16 protein-coding genes are annotated in these 15,652 nt (G+C 34.7%); 5 read left to right on the forward strand and 11 right to left on the reverse strand.

The features are described from left to right. Nucleotides 1–709: NAD-dependent epimerase/dehydratase family protein (locus tag ABY905_RS06715; RefSeq protein ID WP_372641843.1), on the forward strand; the 709-nt coding region annotated here is incomplete at its 5' end. Nucleotides 710–744: 35 nt separating this feature from the next. Here the strand turns inward: ABY905_RS06715 and ABY905_RS06720 are convergent. The 4 genes from ABY905_RS06720 to ABY905_RS06735 form a co-directional block, all read right to left on the reverse strand. Then, entirely contained in the window at nucleotides 745–1,059 is a 315-nt protein-coding gene (locus ABY905_RS06720) for a helix-turn-helix domain-containing protein (RefSeq protein WP_372641845.1), read from the reverse strand. 518 nt (nucleotides 1,060–1,577) lie between these two features. Further along, nucleotides 1,578–2,156, reverse strand: a complete 579-nt coding sequence (locus tag ABY905_RS06725; RefSeq protein WP_372641847.1) for a hypothetical protein — start codon at nucleotides 2,154–2,156, stop codon at nucleotides 1,578–1,580. A 16-nt stretch (nucleotides 2,157–2,172) separates the two neighbouring features. Beyond that, a complete protein-coding gene (locus ABY905_RS06730; protein WP_372641849.1) occupies nucleotides 2,173–2,679 on the reverse strand; it encodes an RNA polymerase sigma factor in 507 nt (168 codons plus the stop codon). A gap of 7 nt (nucleotides 2,680–2,686) precedes the next feature. Beyond that, entirely contained in the window at nucleotides 2,687–3,523 is an 837-nt protein-coding gene (locus ABY905_RS06735) for an alpha/beta fold hydrolase (protein ID WP_372641851.1), read from the reverse strand. 316 nt (nucleotides 3,524–3,839) lie between these two features. Here ABY905_RS06735 and ABY905_RS06740 point away from each other — a divergent pair, with 316 nt between their 5' ends. The 3 genes from ABY905_RS06740 to ABY905_RS06750 are packed head-to-tail and all read left to right on the forward strand — an operon-like array spanning nucleotide 3,840 to nucleotide 6,697. Continuing rightward, nucleotides 3,840–5,381, forward strand: coding sequence for a YjjI family glycine radical enzyme (locus ABY905_RS06740; RefSeq protein WP_372641853.1), 1,542 nt, complete (start codon nucleotides 3,840–3,842; stop codon nucleotides 5,379–5,381). Continuing rightward, on the forward strand, nucleotides 5,356–6,213 hold the full coding sequence (locus ABY905_RS06745; RefSeq protein WP_372641855.1) for a YjjW family glycine radical enzyme activase: 858 nt from the start codon (nucleotides 5,356–5,358) through the stop codon (nucleotides 6,211–6,213). The genes ABY905_RS06740 and ABY905_RS06745 overlap by 26 nt, the downstream gene beginning before the upstream one ends. Nucleotides 6,214–6,271: 58 nt before the next feature. Continuing rightward, entirely contained in the window at nucleotides 6,272–6,697 is a 426-nt protein-coding gene (locus ABY905_RS06750; RefSeq protein WP_372641857.1) for a hypothetical protein, read from the forward strand. On the opposite strand, the gene rnhA is transcribed toward ABY905_RS06750, so the two are convergent. From rnhA to ABY905_RS06780, 6 genes are all read right to left on the reverse strand, one after another. Then, entirely contained in the window at nucleotides 6,694–7,149 is a 456-nt protein-coding gene (gene rnhA, locus ABY905_RS06755) for a ribonuclease HI (RefSeq protein ID WP_372641859.1), read from the reverse strand. The two genes, ABY905_RS06750 and rnhA, sit on opposite strands and share 4 nt — an antisense overlap. A 145-nt stretch (nucleotides 7,150–7,294) precedes the next feature. Continuing rightward, nucleotides 7,295–9,475 (reverse strand): S46 family peptidase, encoded by a 2,181-nt coding sequence (locus tag ABY905_RS06760; RefSeq protein WP_372641861.1) that lies wholly within the window; start codon nucleotides 9,473–9,475, stop codon nucleotides 7,295–7,297. Nucleotides 9,476–9,827: 352 nt separating this feature from the next. Beyond that, nucleotides 9,828–10,430, reverse strand: a complete 603-nt coding sequence (locus ABY905_RS06765) for a ribonuclease HII (protein WP_372641863.1) — start codon at nucleotides 10,428–10,430, stop codon at nucleotides 9,828–9,830. A gap of 94 nt (nucleotides 10,431–10,524) precedes the next feature. Next, nucleotides 10,525–11,592 (reverse strand): hypothetical protein, encoded by a 1,068-nt coding sequence (locus ABY905_RS06770; protein WP_372641865.1) that lies wholly within the window; start codon nucleotides 11,590–11,592, stop codon nucleotides 10,525–10,527. Nucleotides 11,593–11,635: 43 nt separating this feature from the next. Beyond that, entirely contained in the window at nucleotides 11,636–12,310 is a 675-nt protein-coding gene (locus ABY905_RS06775) for a DUF4956 domain-containing protein (protein WP_372641867.1), read from the reverse strand. A gap of 7 nt (nucleotides 12,311–12,317) precedes the next feature. Continuing rightward, nucleotides 12,318–13,466: a metallophosphoesterase gene (locus tag ABY905_RS06780; RefSeq protein ID WP_372641869.1), complete on the reverse strand. Its 1,149-nt coding sequence runs from the start codon at nucleotides 13,464–13,466 to the stop codon at nucleotides 12,318–12,320. 172 nt (nucleotides 13,467–13,638) lie between these two features. Here ABY905_RS06780 and ABY905_RS06785 point away from each other — a divergent pair, with 172 nt between their 5' ends. After that, nucleotides 13,639–14,091 (forward strand): DUF4268 domain-containing protein, encoded by a 453-nt coding sequence (locus tag ABY905_RS06785; protein WP_372641871.1) that lies wholly within the window; start codon nucleotides 13,639–13,641, stop codon nucleotides 14,089–14,091. A 1-nt stretch (nucleotide 14,092) separates the two neighbouring features. Here the strand turns inward: ABY905_RS06785 and ABY905_RS06790 are convergent. After that, a partial coding sequence (locus tag ABY905_RS06790) for a chloride channel protein (RefSeq protein ID WP_372641873.1) occupies nucleotides 14,093–15,652 on the reverse strand: 1,560 nt, incomplete at its 5' end.

The raw sequence follows: 15,652 nt of genomic DNA on the forward strand, positions 1-15,652 counted from the left end.
CAATGTTGAGGGAACAAGAAATATTGTTGACGCTTGCATTGAACACAAAATTCAGAAGCTATGCTATGTCAGCTCGGTTGCAGCTTTGGGAACCCCTGAGGAGAAAGGCGACATTGTAACAGAAACAACCCCATGGAGTCCTGAAGATAAACGATCGGGATATTCAATGAGTAAATTTAATTCTGAACTTGAGGTTTGGCGAGGTATAGAAGAAGGTCTTGATGCGGTTATTGTAAACCCTTCAATTATTCTTGGCCCAGGATATTGGCATAAGGGTTCTTCGATGCTTTTTACGACTGTAGCTAAAGGCTTAAAATATTTCACCCGAGGCATTACAGGTTATGTTGATGTGCGAGATGTTAGCAAAGCAATGGTTCAACTCATGGATTCTAATATCAAAAATCAACGCTTCCTTTTAAATGCCGATAATTACAGCTACGAATTTATCTTCAAAAGTATTGCTAAAGCTCTTAACTTACCTGAACCAAACAAATATGCTTCTCCACTAATGACTGGAATTGGATGGAGATTGTCTTACTTGAAAAAGATTTTCCTATTTCAAGAACCTAGCTTCACAAGGGCCACAGCACGATCATCTCACAATCGCACCTATTATTCTAATCAGAAAATTAAGGAGGCTTTAAATTTTGAATTTATCAGCGTGGAAAATAGTATTAAGGATGCGGCGAGGCATTACCCTTTAGCTTAAAAAAAAATCACACTTACAATATAATCGCAAGCCACTTAATTCGCACTACCCAATAATTTAATCACCTCTTTCAAAGTTTTATTTTCGGCTTTTAAGGCTTCTTTTTCCTCATCGGCAAGGAGTCCATCTGAATTTTCAATTTGTAGCTGATTCGATAAGATCTGAAAGAAATTGATTTGTAGAACTTCACATATTTCCCAAAGTCTATCGATTTGAATATTTGGTCTACTTAAAATATAATAGGTGGAAGATCTACTCAGGTTTAATCTTCGAGATAAATCAACAGTGTTAAGCCCCTGTTTCTTCATTTCAAATAGAATAATCTCATTTATAGGTTCATACTTTTTCATATGTACTAGATTTTATCAAGATAAAAACTGTCTTTATGTAAATCTATAAAATCCAGACCTTAAAGCCCAATACATTTTCTAATTTCTTTGCACATATTCCTATAAAACTGGAATAAAGTCGGAATAAGTAGACGGGAACATATGTCCTCCTAAGTAGGTTAATTAATATATTGGATTAGATTACTAAGAAATTGTATTAACTCCTTAATATTTCGGGGTAAGTTCTTAATATTTCTAGGTGGAATTTTAATATCCCAAAACAAATTACGATTATATGACAACAGATTCCTAATTATTAGTAATTGTTTTCATAGATTTTCTAGAATTGGAAAATCATCATCTTAAATTATTCCCACATAAAAAAGCCAAATCTTCTGATCTGGCTTCATATACTTATACACTACAAAATTTACTGTTCTAATCAGAAAATAAAGACTGTTTTGAATTTATTATTGAAAAAAGTATTGAAGATGCTGCTGGCACATTTTCCTCAACAAGCCAATACTTTTCATAAATATTTACTCTGCCTCGTACATGGCAATCAATTCTGTGAGAGAATTTACTTCTTGCCTTATCTTCTTTCGAATAAAGAAAAATAGGACAATCGCTATGACTATAAACTCTATTAAGAAAAAGTTGAACCAAAAAGGTGTAAGATGTACCTTAAACTCAATAAATAGAAGACCTACACCAAGTATATAAGCTGAAACTGTAAGAAGAGTTGGAAACTTATGAATCTTTTTACGCCACTTATAGTAATTTGACAGGTCCTTAGCTAAATGTTTAGATGTAGCTAAAACATCCAACTTCTTTTTTCTATCTAAACTCACGACTTCTATTCCAATTCTAATTATTAAAGCCGACAGCATGGCTACTAGTCCTGTAATTGTAATAAGTGTGCCTTGCTTAATAATTAGGGAATAGCCTATTGTTATTAAAATTGCTGTTATCGATAAAATAATGATAGTTCTTGCATGACTATCGTTCACAACACTGTTAGCCTTTTTGATTTTTTTTCTCAGCGTTTTAGGAATTTCACTTGTATCATCATTTTTCTGACTATCCCATATTGACTGTATATCTTTAAAGTTATTCATGATTTCTATCTATTATCTATAAAGTATTTTGCATTTCCTTACTGCTAATACATTTAAAAAGTTTGCCTTTATTTCTGTGAATCTTAACCCTTACATTTTCATTGGTTAAGCCTACTATGTCCGCAATTTCTTTCTGCGAAACATCCTCTAAAACGAGAGATATTAAAATCTTACCCATCTCATTTAGCCTATGCATACAGGATCGTAACAAATTCAATTTTTCTTGCTTCAACTCATCCTCATCGTCATTAATTAGATCAGGTATTTCATCGGTATATTTCTCCTGTAGTTTCTTAATTTTACGAAGATGCATTAAACAAGTATTTACGGTTATTCTATATATCCAGGTGCTTATTTGAGATTCTTCACGAAAGCTATCAGAGTTTTGCCATATCTTAACAAATACCTCTTGCGCCAAGTCATCAGCGATTTCATTATTTCCCGATACATAAGATAAACACAAACGATACACCGTCGAATAATTATCCTTATACAGGGCATTAAACATCTTATCTTTACTCATAATTACTTTAATCTAAAAACTGTTTTACCTTCTCAATATAGACATCATATTTATCATACATTATAAAATGAGCTGAATCTTCAATATAGATGAATTCTTTCTTTTTTAAGAGAGTATACTGCTCATTATATGTTTTTTCTACCATACTCTTTGAGGGATTAGCTGCAGCCAATATGGTAACCGAAGCATCAACTTTCGAAAGAGCTTTTCGTAAATCGAGCTTTAAAAGATCAAAATAGCCATTCACATATGTTTTTCTATCAGATATTTTTATCCAATTTGCAATCTGCTCGTGTTTCGATGTGTTCTTACACATAAACTTTGCATAATTCATAGCCATTCCACTAAAGTCAGAATCAGACATACTTAATAAATTCCTAGCATATGGCGTATCACAGCTAATCGTTTCACTTGAGTAATTTGGGATCATCAAAGCCCCCATACAAGGTAAAGCGTCAATAACTAGGATATTTCTTATATGGTGTTTCTTTTCACTAGCCAACCAAAGAGCAAGAGTCCCTCCCATACTATGGCCAATAATCGATAAATCTTCAATATTGTTTTGCTCTATATAAATATCTAAATCCTGTTTAATGGTTTGTAACCACAAAGTATCGAGAGCAGGAACATCTCCAAAACCAGCATAGGTAACAATATGACATTCGTTAGTTTCAGATATCTCTAATACTGTCTCATCCCAGACATCACCTGTACATGTAAAACCTGCCAGTAATAAAACGGGCTTACCTTTTCCCTTTACTTCAACTTTTATTGATTGTAAACCTGCCGATACACTAAGACTGAATAATACTAAAAGCGCAATAGTTGTTGTAATCGTCTTCATAATTCCTTTTTTTTTATTGTTTGTTTGCCCTTTTGATGCAGAGATATTTAAAATGTTACACTTTCAAAAAAGAATATTTTATTACTCTAATTACGCATACTCAAAACAAAATATAAAACGAAAAGAAACCACAAACCGCTAACTGCCTAAGTATATTTATTCTAAATACAAACAGCATATTCCGATGAAATCATCCATATATCTTTTGTTGACCACAAAAGATTGCATTTAAGAACATTTCATATAAAGTAGGATTTCGCTATTTTTGAGGTCAAATAATTAGTTACTGAAAGTCTAATTATCAAATTGAGAGAGAATGGAAGATATTAAGGCAAGAGTTCATGACGTTTTAACGGACGGCAACATCGATTACAAACAGAAAAAACATCATTTAGCTTATATCGCTGAAAGTACGCAAGCCTATCCTAAAGTATCTGCTGAAGCGATGGAGGCTTTGAGCGAAAAAATCATTTGCGACCTGTTTGAAGGATCTGCTCCCTATCGCCCTCGTTACATTCTTCCAGACTATAAACTCGCTCTTAAGAATGGAATAAAGTACCTTGAACTTGAGCCACCGACTGACTTCGACGAGGCTATCAATTTCCTATCTATTCTTTATATCCATGTTCCTTCAATAACAGGCTATTCTGTTTACTTGGGAAATATCGATCAACTACTGCTTCCCTATGTTGGAGACCTAACAGAGGAAGCCATATATAAGAAACTAAAACTATTTTGGCGCTATATTGATAGATGTTTGCCAGACGCTTTTGTACACGCCAATATCGGACCAGAAGACAATATTATTGCCCGATCAATATTGAAAATTGAGCGGGAACTCAAACAAGTGGTTCCTAACCTGACTTTAAAATACGATACTGAAAAAACATCTGATGCGTTTTTAACTGAGGCTGTAAAAACGGTATTTGAAGTCGCTAAACCTCATATTGCAAATCACAATATGACTTCGACTGATTTTAAAGGAAATTATGGTGTCGTAAGCTGTTATAATTCTTTACCCGAGGGTGGAGGATCTCATACTTTAATCCGTTTGAATCTGAAAAAAATCACCGATTCGCATCACGGCAATCTTGAAGATTTTATATCTGAGACATTACCCAAATATTGCCAGATGACACTAGATGTAATTGAAGCAAGGATAAAATATTTGGTCGAAACTGTGAAGTACTTCGAAACCGATTTCTTAGCTCAAGAAGGCATTATCAAGCTAGATAATTTCTCTGCGATGTTTGGATTTTATGGACTTGCAGAGTGCGTAAATCTCTTGATGAAAAATGATGGACTAGATTTTACCTACGGACAGAACGATGAAGCAAATCAATTGGGACATCGAATCCTTGAAGAGATGAAAAAAGTGGTTGATTCAAGACAATTACCTTATTGCGAAGCCAACAATGGAAAAGCTTTTTTCCATTCTCAATCGGGAATAGATATCGATATTGAAGAAACAGCTGGAGCACGAATTCCTATTGGCGAAGAGCCTGACATCTATTCACATATTAAGACGGTCGCTCCCCATCATCACTTGTTTAATGGTGGTATAAGCGATATCTTCCATTTCGACGATACGGTAAAACGAAACCCACTTGCTGTTCTTGATATCATCAAAGGTGCTTTTAAAAAGGGAATGAGAATGTTCACATTCAATCTATCGGATAGTGAGTTTATTCGGATCACAGGCTATTTGGTTCGCCGAAGCGATTTGAAAGAATTTAGAGAAGAAGGATCGAGATATGGTAGCACCCTTTTTGCAGCCAACTCGATGGACAATGCCGATGTGGATAAACGAATTGCTAAAAGAGTCAACTCTCATGAGCGAACTGCGAGCCAATATTAGTGGCATCATCAAATCGAGTGTGATTGATGGCCCTGGCAACAGAATGGTCATCTTTTTTCAAGCTTGCAATCTGAATTGCATGTATTGCCATAATTCACATACCATTGGCTTGTGCAATTATTGTGGAATTTGCGCAAATGCATGCCCTACACAAAGCTTAACCATTAATAAGGAGAAGAAACAGATTGTTCATAATGAAGCGACCTGCACACATTGCGATACTTGCCTAAAAGTTTGCCCCGAGAATAGCAGTCCTTTCTATAAAAAAATGTCTGTAAATGATTTGATTTCTGAGATTTTGGAGGTGAAGGATTTTATATCTGGGATTACCGTTTCTGGCGGCGAAGTCATGCTACAAGCTGAATTCCTAAAGCAATTATTCATCTCAATAAAAAACCATCCTGAGCTTAGAGGCCTTTCTATTTTAATTGATTCTAATGGAAATGTTGAGCAAAATAAATGGGAATCGATTATTGATTGGGTTGACGGTTTCATGATTGATATTAAAGCCCATTCCCCTGAAATTCATAAACAAATTACTGGTTTTACAAATGAAAAAATATTGAACTCCATTCATTACCTAGATATCAAAGGAAAACTCAAAGAATTGCGTTTAGTACTTGTTCCAACTTATAATAACAGCGACGACGAAGTTGAAAAGATTATAGATCTAATGAAAAAGTTATCTCCTGAAGTTACAAAGGTTCTGATTAAGATGAGAAAACATGGAATTAGAGAAAAATACACCTACCTAAATGAACCTAACCAAGATGAAATGGAAGATGTTTTAAATAGATTTAAGATATCTGGACTTAATTTCATGGTCATCTAGTTTTATCGCTTTCTCCCTGAAATTTCGTAACTTATAGAGTGGATCTAAAACTTAAGTTATGAATGATACAGCCGATTTAAAAGATCTTTGTATTGATGAGATATCTAAGACTTATCTAAAAGAGATTGCCATGTGGGGGAAATTTTTAGCCATTCTGGGTTTTGTAAAATCTGGAATCCTTCTGCTATCCTCAATTGTATTTCCTTTAATTGCGCATAAGATTGAATCCCATTTCAATCATGATCTGCCAACTTTGGGGATGACATTATTTTTCTTGCTGATGGCTGCTTTGGCTTACTTTCCTTCGAACTATCTATTTTGCTTTGCAAGATATACAAAAAAAGCCTTAAGTCTGGGCGATCAGGATATCATGCGTCACGCACTTCAAAGTTTGAAAGCCTATTGTCGATTTATAGGTATTCTTTTTATAATCATTCTCTGCCTATACCCAATAGCCATTGTAACAGCCATTATTATCTACTAAGGCTTATAACCAATATCATCAGGTAAATTAGGCTTTTGAGAAGCCATAACAGCGAGCTTGTCGGCAAGTTCGTTGCCAGGTATATTGGCATGCCCTTTTATCCAAATGAATTTCACCTGATGTTTTCTAAAGATCTTCAGGAATCGTATCCAAAGATCAGGATTCTTTTTATCCTTGAATCGCTTTTTCTCCCATCCAAAAACCCATTTCTTCTCAACAGCATCAACCACATATTTCGAATCAGAATAAATCGTTACCTCACAACCTTCTTCTTTTAAAGCTTCCAAACCAATAATCACAGCCAGCAACTCCATTCGGTTATTGGTTGTTAATTTGTATCCCTCTGCCAAATCTTTTCGATGCTTGCCTGATATAAGAACAGTGCCGTAGCCTCCAGGTCCTGGATTGCCACTACAAGCGCCATCGGTATACATGGTAATTTTTCTTGCCATTATATTATTTGATTCGTTCGGGATATATGAATGATATTCTGCACAAATTTAGTGGATATTAAGATAACAAAAAAGGATGCTCGATCAATCGAACATCCTTTTGTTTTTAAAAATCAGTTTAAAACTGATAATATCTTAAGAGAGATTATTTTACAATCGTCATCTCGTCGATTAGATTTTTAGCACCTGCATACTTCTCAATGATGAAAAGTGTGTAACGAATATCAAGGTTGATACATCTTTGTAGGTTATCTTCAAAGTCGATATCACCAGACATCGCCTCAGAATTACCATCAAAAGCAGTACCAATCAATTCACCGTTCCCGTTAATTACAGGAGAACCTGAATTTCCACCAGTGATATCACTGTTAGTTAAGAAACAAGCATGAAGGTTACCATCTTTATCTGCATATTGACCGAAATCTTTGTTCTTATACAGTTCTTTCAATTTAGCAGGAACTTTAAACTCGTGGCTTGTTGAATCTTCTTTCTCCATTACACCTTTAAGAGTTGTGAAGTGCTTGAAGATAACAGCATCCTTAGGTGAATAGCCACCAACAGTACCATAAGTTAAACGTAGAGTTGAATTTGCATCTGGAGCAAGGTTTTTCTTCTTATTGATTTGCATCAATCCGTCAACGAATAAACGCTTACCTTTTCGAAGTTGCTCAGCACCTTTGTTCATTTCACCAGCAATTGTTCTGTACAAAGCAATAATTGAACTACCTACTTTGAAAGCCATATCATTCTCAATAACTTCTGCAGTTGGATTTTCGATAAACTTATTAAAAGATTCTTCGCTTGCAAAAACAGATTTAGAATATACTTCAGTAGCAAATTTCTCGAAATCGTTATTATACTCTTCAGCAATTACTTTAAAGATATCAGGACGTTTCTCTAGCTCAATATTCTCAGCATATTTAGCAAAAAGAGCAGCCATTAATTTTTGATCAGTAGGAAGGTTATAATCTTTATAGAATCCTTTAGCAGAACCTTTAAGACCTTCAACCGTTTTTGCAATAGCAGCTTGATCTAAAGTATCAGCTGATAGTTTCTTCATTAAACCATTAGATCTATATGCAAACATATACATCTCAGCACCTTGAAGAAGAGCCTCACTTAGAAATGACATATCGTAACGAACTTCTTTACGATCAGCATAAGATTTCTCAATCATGTTAAGAGCTTCACCGTACTTAGCTGTTCTTTTCGATTTTTTGTTAGCCCAAGCGTTGTATTCAGACTCAATCTCTTTCTTAGCACCCATTGTGTTCAACTTCTTCAAAGCTTTATTTTGCTCATTAGAATATTTCCAATAGTTAGCAGATCCTGCATGCTTCGAAGCGTACTGAATACGAACCTTAGGATCTTTCAACATATCCTTCATCATAACATCCAATTTCACTGTACGGATGTCGTAACGATTTTTGTTTGTAATCTTCATTGTCTCTTCAAGACCAAAAGAAGTCAGGTAACGTTTTGTAGTTCCAGGGAAACCCATAACCATTGCAAAGTCTTTCTCCTGAACACCTTTGATCGAAACTGGTAAATGATGCTTAGGCTTCAATGGTACGTTTTCAGCTGAATATTTAGCTGGTTTTCCGTTGGCATCCGTATAAATACGGAACATAGAAAAGTCAGCCGTATGACGTGGCCACATCCAGTTATCAGTGTCACCACCAAATTTACCCATTGATTGTGGAGGAGCACCTACCAAACGAACATCTTCGAAAATTTCATAAACAAAAAGGAAATACTGGTTTCCTTCGAACATACTCTTTACACTAGCTCTGTATTCAGAAGCTTCTTCAGTTGCTTTCTCAATCTCAGTAGCAACTTTATCGATCGCTGCATAGCGTTCGTCTTCAGTCATTTCATCATTAACAGTTGATAAAACTTTCTTAGTTACGTCTTCCATACGTACCAAGATAGAAGCAGTTATGCCTTCGTTTGTCAACTCCTCACTTTTATCATATGCCCAAAAACCATCAGCAAGGTAATCATGCTCGGTAGTTGAATGTGATTGAATAGATGGAAAACCACAGTGGTGGTTAGTTAAGAATAAACCTTGATTTGAGATAATCTCACCCGTACAGAAATGACGGAAAGGTCTACCTGCTCTTCCTAAACCAACAATAGCATCTTTCATGCAGTTATTGTTGATGTCGTAAATATCTTCGGCGCTTAATTTAAAGCCCATTTTCTGCATTTCTGCAACATTTTGTTTTTTCAGTAATGATAAAAGCCACATTCCTTCGTCAGCTTTAGCAGTGCTAAAAGTCAACAAAAGGCTTAAACCCAAAACCAGTGATGCTAATTTCCTCATTTTGTTTTAATTTAAAATCTAATGTGAAGTTCTTACTTTCAATTGGTAAGCAACTTCACTATTTGTGAATGTTGATTATAAGTATATCAATGAATACAAAGTTAATATTATTCCTGAATTTGAGAAGAAAGCTATGTAGATTCAAAATGAAGATCGAGAGATAACAATCTGTCGTGCAGTTAATTAGGTTTTTTTAGTGAAAAATTAATTTAGATTAAGTTGCGAATTTTCTCGTTGTACTTACATCCTAAATAGAAGAAAAGAAATTTACTTGATGGATAATCATCTAATAATCTTGCTTATATGGAAATATTGAGAAAAGTATTATTCCCTAAAATGACGAGTGTTTTTTTTAGAATTCTAAGCTCAATTGATCAGGCTGCATACCAAAGGTTTTACGATGATGTGGTGTATTACCAAACTCCCGAATAGCTAATCGGTGTTTTTTGGTAGGATAACCTTTATTACTATTCCAATCGTAGATAGGACATTTCTCATGCAGTTCCAGCATTAGGTCATCACGATAGGTTTTTGCCAATATGGAAGCAGCGGCTATGGCTAAATACTTTCCATCTCCTTTTATGATACAATGGTGAGGGGTATTGTTATAGGGGTTGAAACGATTCCCATCGATTAAGAGTTGTTCTGGTTTTACCTTCAATTGATCGATAGCGCGATGCATCGCTAAAAAAGAAGCATTAAGAATATTGATTTTATCAATTTCTTCAGGACTAACAATACCTACAGCCCAAGCCAAAGCTTCTTTTTCAATAATTTCTCTTAAAGCATAACGCTTTTTCTCACTTAGCTTTTTAGAGTCATCAAGAATCGCATTTTTAAACTTTGAAGGAAGGATTACTGCAGCGGCTACTACAGGTCCAGCTAGGCAACCTCGGCCAGCTTCATCGCAACCAGCCTCAGTTTTATTTTTATCAAATGCTAAAAGTAATCCCATTATTATCTATATCTGATGATCTATATTTAATCAAATACAAAGAAAAGCTTTTTAGGCTTTGCTGAAAAATTTAAGGAGACTATTGTTTTAAAAACTACTTATACCGCACTTGACGCGAATTATCAATAAAATATCTTTTTACAAGCTTAGGATTATTGATAATATCATAGAATTCATCAAAATAGTTTATAACACGTTTAATTTCCTTCTCTGTGAGTAAGTCAGAATTCTGATAGAGAGAATAAAAACTTTCTTTCTTCATCCTAAACTCTTTAAAAACAAATTCCAATTCCTCAGGAGTTCGCCTATATCCTCGGTACAATCTCTCATGAATACTCTCAATATCTAATTTCTCATTGGGAACTGCATATGGGGCATTTACCAAACTTGCCCAATCAAAATCATATGGAACTGGCACTGGGCGAGAAGTCGGAGTTTTAGCAATCATCTTAATATTATGAAGAGTAGGAACCCCCCAATCGGTATTGCCAACCATAAATTGAAAAACTGCCATTCGAGTCACCTCATAGATCATGGTATTATTTTGATGAATACGATCTTTATAAATTGGGATTTTACCATTACGCTTCGCCATTTTTTCAAAATCTTCGATAAAGAAAACATACTCTTCCAAATTCTTCACTTCTTTAGCACTATCTTTGTAGGTTATTCTTGCTAAACGAACACTGAAGCCTTCAGGCGTAAGAATCTGATAAGCTTTATAAATGAGGTATTCTTGAAAAATCATTTGTTGGAATCGGGAATTATTATTTCTACAATGTCCAACAATTTTTAACTTATCCTGATCATGAAAAAGGGTATAACTAGAACTAGCCTTATCGAATTTAATTCGTAGAGGAGGGAAAGCACAAACATTTTTATTCTTTCTATAATGCCCTCTTGTTTTTAATTGTACAAGCATGCTTACCACTGAATCTCCTAATTGATAGGACAAACGTGCTTGATGATATTTACTTTTCTTACCCGTATCTCTTATTAATTCTTTAATGTTAGTGGTAATAGAAAGTTCAATCAAAGTATCAGAACCAAATAAATAAGGAGCTTCAAACGGCTTTTCATTTTCTGCCTCTTGAGAATAAAGTCTAGCAGAAATGAATATTAAGATCAGAAAAAGAAATTGTATTTTAAAAAATGATCTCATAAGAAACTTTTATTTGAGAGTTAAAACTCTAATAAACTATAATTTAGTCTTGATCAAAACTTTTATCACTCATCTCAGGATCAGATAAGACATCAGGTGTAGTATCTTCTTTATAGAAAATGGTCAGGCGAACACTCATTTTAGATAAATCAATTTGTCCAATTTTAAATTTGACAACCTCTATACCAGTCCTTTCCATGACATTATCAATTAATTCCTGTTTTTTTGAGGGGTGGATAAGATCCATACGATCGAAAATAAGACTTCTTCTAGCCAAATGACGCTTCATCCACACAGTCTCCATGACCCAAGTGGTTGCCATTAAGCAGGAGTTTGTAAAAAGAATAGCGCTTATACTAACTTCTCGACTAGCCAGAGCATTAATTACCGATAGTGTAATGACTAAAAAGAGGTAGGTCATTTCTCTTATAGGAATAGTATCGGTACGGTAGCGAATAATACCAAATATAGCGAATAGACCAAGAGCAAAACCTAATTGCAGATCAATGCTTCCCAAAAGAAAACAAAGAAAAAATATCGTTGTAGAAATTAGAATATAAGTAAACACATAGGAGCGTTTCCCCGTAGCTCTAAAATAAACAAAGATGATAACGAATATGGTCGCCAAAAGGTTTAGGCCAAATCGTAGCATCAAATCGAGAAAATTGCCTCCTAAAATTTCTGAGGCAATTTCCGGTGTATTTAAAAGAATATCCATTATTTATCTATTTTATACGTTCTTTTTCTTTGTGTGCAAAGATACGGTAATACATCTGATTATCTATCAATAAGCCTTGGTCTATATATTTTGGATCCCCAATTGGGATATCCATTGCAATGAGTTTAAATGAGTAGAACGGATATACTCTCGCAACTGGTGTATGACCAAAGATAATAACGATAGCCTCATAGAAATCTAAAGTTTCTAGAACTTCTTTCAGGCTTATCCTTGAATATTTTTCTGTTCTTGAAAGATAGCCTCGATACCATAAAGGACTCTCTGAATATAAGAATAAGTCCACGAGAGTTGTATCTTCAAGTTGGGTATAGTTGTTGATATGGTGACGCATTCCCTGATTGATTTTTTTTATACTCATTTTCTTTTCCATCAATTTTGGAGAAATTCCAGCATGAACGAAGAGAAGTTTATTAATACGTATGACCGTATTACGGGCACGCAACCATTTTCCTAAAACCGTATGTCTACTAAAGAAATGGGAATAATGATATTGATTAGCATGTGCTGCATGAAGATACTTATTATCAACATATCGATTGTCAAACAAAAGAGCCATCATTTCATGATTCCCCAATAGTAAATGGACATTACCACCTACTTTCTGAGCTTGCAATTCGAGATTGAAAAGTAACCATAAGCATTCTGTCACCTTATCACCTCGATCAAAAATATCCCCAGTAAATACGACTTGCCCATCGCCCCATATCCAATTATCATGATCATCGATAATTTTGTTGTAGCGCAACATAGCTATCATCGAATCGAATTCCCCATGTATATCACCAAAAACAGCAATCTTACCATTAGACTGTATCAATCCTGAGTTGGGCTTGATAGTTCGCGGTATAATATATTCTTCCCGATCATTCCCAGCAAATCCATTGAAGCGAATCGTATCATTCTTATACCTAAAATATTTACGAATAATTTTTGTCCTATTTTTCAGGCTATCGTGCTTGATATAAAAGGCTTCAACTCGATTGGAGGAAAGGTATTTGATATGTGGCCCTTCAACATAGCTAGCCACACGAATCGAATCGATATTAGTCGAGTCAGGATCAAAATAAGCCGCTGTCTTCAAGGAATAAAGAAGTAATAATGGCAATATATATTTTAGGATACTATGTCTAGTCATTAATTTTTAATCGTTTGAGTTCTAAAGATAACATTATTTTTTATCCTCCTAAAACGCTTAATAATCTTAAGATATCCTTATTTTTGTATTCAAAATAGATTTTCGTTTTGAATATCCGAAAGCATATATTTTTTTTATTCCTTTTTGATAATAACAACAGACTCAACATCACATGTATACAAAAGAAGAAGCCAAAGCGATTAAAATAGGATTTTGGGATGGATTCAAACGCTATTCAAAGAAGAAAGGTCGTAAAATGACGTCATGGGTTCTAAAGGGTACTCAGATTAAAGAAGTTCAGTTGAAGTTCGATTTGAATGAGGAGGGTGCTTTTGTTGTGCTTCAGGTTGATAGTAAACTGGATGCAAACAGATTGGCTGTATTCGAAAGTTTTGAAAAATACAAACCCGTGATTGATGAAACCTGTGGGCAAGATTTAATTTGGGACAAACACTACTTTATAAAGGGTTTTAAAGAAGTAAGTGTCCTGTATTACCATCTTCCTGACATATCAATCTACAACAAAGATGATTGGGATAAATGTTACACCTTTTTCTTTAAGCAAATGAGTCTACTTGAAGAAGCATTTCTTGATGTAAAAGAAGTAGTCATGTATCGAGGTTAAGCTAATCAGCAGTAATCCTAACTAAAAGTTGACGATAGGCTGAGAATAATTTGGACTTGGAAACAAAACCAATGTATCTTCCATTATCTAAAACAGGTAAATTCCATGCACCCGTTTCGGTAAATTTCCTCAAAACAGCTTCCATAGAATCTTCTAAAGAAATTGAAGCAGGTGGCATGATCATCAAGTTACTGATGGGTGTTACGTACATTTCTTCGTTGAACATGATTTCACGAACTTCATCCAAAAGAACAACACCTATTAAGAAACCTTCTTCTGTAATAATAGGGAAAATATTTCTCTTCGATTTGGATATCACTTTAACCAAATCAGCTAGTGTTGCATCTTCATTAATGCTATTAAAATCAGTTTCAATAACTTTTGAAAGCTGCATAAACCGTAAAACGGCTTGATCTTTATTGTGCGTAATAAGCTCGCCTTTCTTAGCCAACTGAGAAGTTACAATAGATTCTTTTTGAAGACTCTTTACAGTGATAAATGAAATGGTTGTTGATAGCATTAAAGGTAAAATCAACTCATAACCACTAGTAATTTCAGCAATTAGAAAAATCCCCGTTAATGGGGCATGTAGAACACCTCCTAGAACACTTGCCATCCCAACCAAAGTAAAATTACTAGCCGACAAGGGTTCTCCAAGCTGAAAATGATTGTAAATAAATACAAATAGAAAGCCAAGCATTGCGCCCGTAAAAACAGAAGGCGCGAAAATTCCTCCTATCCCTCCCGCACCAATAGTTATTGAGGCTGCAATAACTTTAAGAATGACCATAGCTCCAATAAAAATGACGACCATATACCAGACATCGGTATAATTCTCAAATGAGCTTGATTGAAAAACTTCATCCAAATGGCCTCCAATTAAAGCCTTAACAATATTATAGCCTTCACCATAAAGTGCTGGGAAATAAAAAATGAGAATACCAAGTCCTAGTCCACCGATTAGCATCCGTTTTCGAAGTAAACGAATAGACTCAAATCGATTTTCAATCCAAAGGAACATTCTCGTAAAATACACTGAAGTCAATCCTGATAAAACACCTAGAAGAATGAAGAAGGGAATGTCTTTAATCTCGAAGGCATGTGTAATCGCGAATTCAATCAAGATATCCTCATCCAGGAATAACTTGGTTGTTATGGCTCCACTGACTGATGCACTTAAAAGAGGAATAAGAGAAAAGCGAGATAAATCAATTAACAAAACCTCCAAAGCAAAAACAATCGCAGCAATTGGCGTATTAAAAATAGCTGCAATAGCTCCTGAAGCACCACAAGCCATCATCACCGTAATTTCTTTATAATTTAGATGAAAATTACGAGCCATATTAGAACCTATAGCAGCACCCGAAGATATAATTGGTGACTCCAGACCGATACTACCTCCAAATACAGCAGTAATGATAGAACCAATTACCGAAGAATATGTTTTATGTAATTTGACGATACTGTTCCGTTTCGAAATGGCATGTAGAAGAGAAGTAATATTGTGCTTAACAAAATCCTTAATGATATACTTTTTGAATACTAAAGTTAAACCAACACC

The organism is Ancylomarina sp. (genome assembly GCF_041555295.1).
Classification (GTDB): domain Bacteria; phylum Bacteroidota; class Bacteroidia; order Bacteroidales; family Marinifilaceae; genus Ancylomarina.

Bases quoted from the DNA above. Each gene is read 5' to 3' on its own strand.
- ABY905_RS06720 (WP_372641845.1), bottom strand. From the start codon at position 1,059: ATGAAAAAGTATGAACCTATAAATGAGATTATTCTATTTGAAATGAAG.
- ABY905_RS06725 (WP_372641847.1), bottom strand. From the start codon at position 2,156: ATGAATAACTTTAAAGATATACAGTCAATATGGGATAGTCAGAAAAAT.
- ABY905_RS06730 (WP_372641849.1), bottom strand. From the start codon at position 2,679: ATGAGTAAAGATAAGATGTTTAATGCCCTGTATAAGGATAATTATTCG.
- ABY905_RS06735 (WP_372641851.1), bottom strand. From the start codon at position 3,523: ATGAAGACGATTACAACAACTATTGCGCTTTTAGTATTATTCAGTCTT.
- ABY905_RS06740 (WP_372641853.1), top strand. From the start codon at position 3,840: ATGGAAGATATTAAGGCAAGAGTTCATGACGTTTTAACGGACGGCAAC.
- ABY905_RS06745 (WP_372641855.1), top strand. From the start codon at position 5,356: ATGAGCGAACTGCGAGCCAATATTAGTGGCATCATCAAATCGAGTGTG.
- ABY905_RS06750 (WP_372641857.1), top strand. From the start codon at position 6,272: ATGAATGATACAGCCGATTTAAAAGATCTTTGTATTGATGAGATATCT.
- rnhA (WP_372641859.1), bottom strand. From the start codon at position 7,149: ATGGCAAGAAAAATTACCATGTATACCGATGGCGCTTGTAGTGGCAAT.
- ABY905_RS06760 (WP_372641861.1), bottom strand. From the start codon at position 9,475: ATGAGGAAATTAGCATCACTGGTTTTGGGTTTAAGCCTTTTGTTGACT.
- ABY905_RS06765 (WP_372641863.1), bottom strand. From the start codon at position 10,430: ATGGGATTACTTTTAGCATTTGATAAAAATAAAACTGAGGCTGGTTGC.
- ABY905_RS06770 (WP_372641865.1), bottom strand. From the start codon at position 11,592: ATGAGATCATTTTTTAAAATACAATTTCTTTTTCTGATCTTAATATTC.
- ABY905_RS06775 (WP_372641867.1), bottom strand. From the start codon at position 12,310: ATGGATATTCTTTTAAATACACCGGAAATTGCCTCAGAAATTTTAGGA.
- ABY905_RS06780 (WP_372641869.1), bottom strand. From the start codon at position 13,466: ATGACTAGACATAGTATCCTAAAATATATATTGCCATTATTACTTCTT.
- ABY905_RS06785 (WP_372641871.1), top strand. From the start codon at position 13,639: ATGTATACAAAAGAAGAAGCCAAAGCGATTAAAATAGGATTTTGGGAT.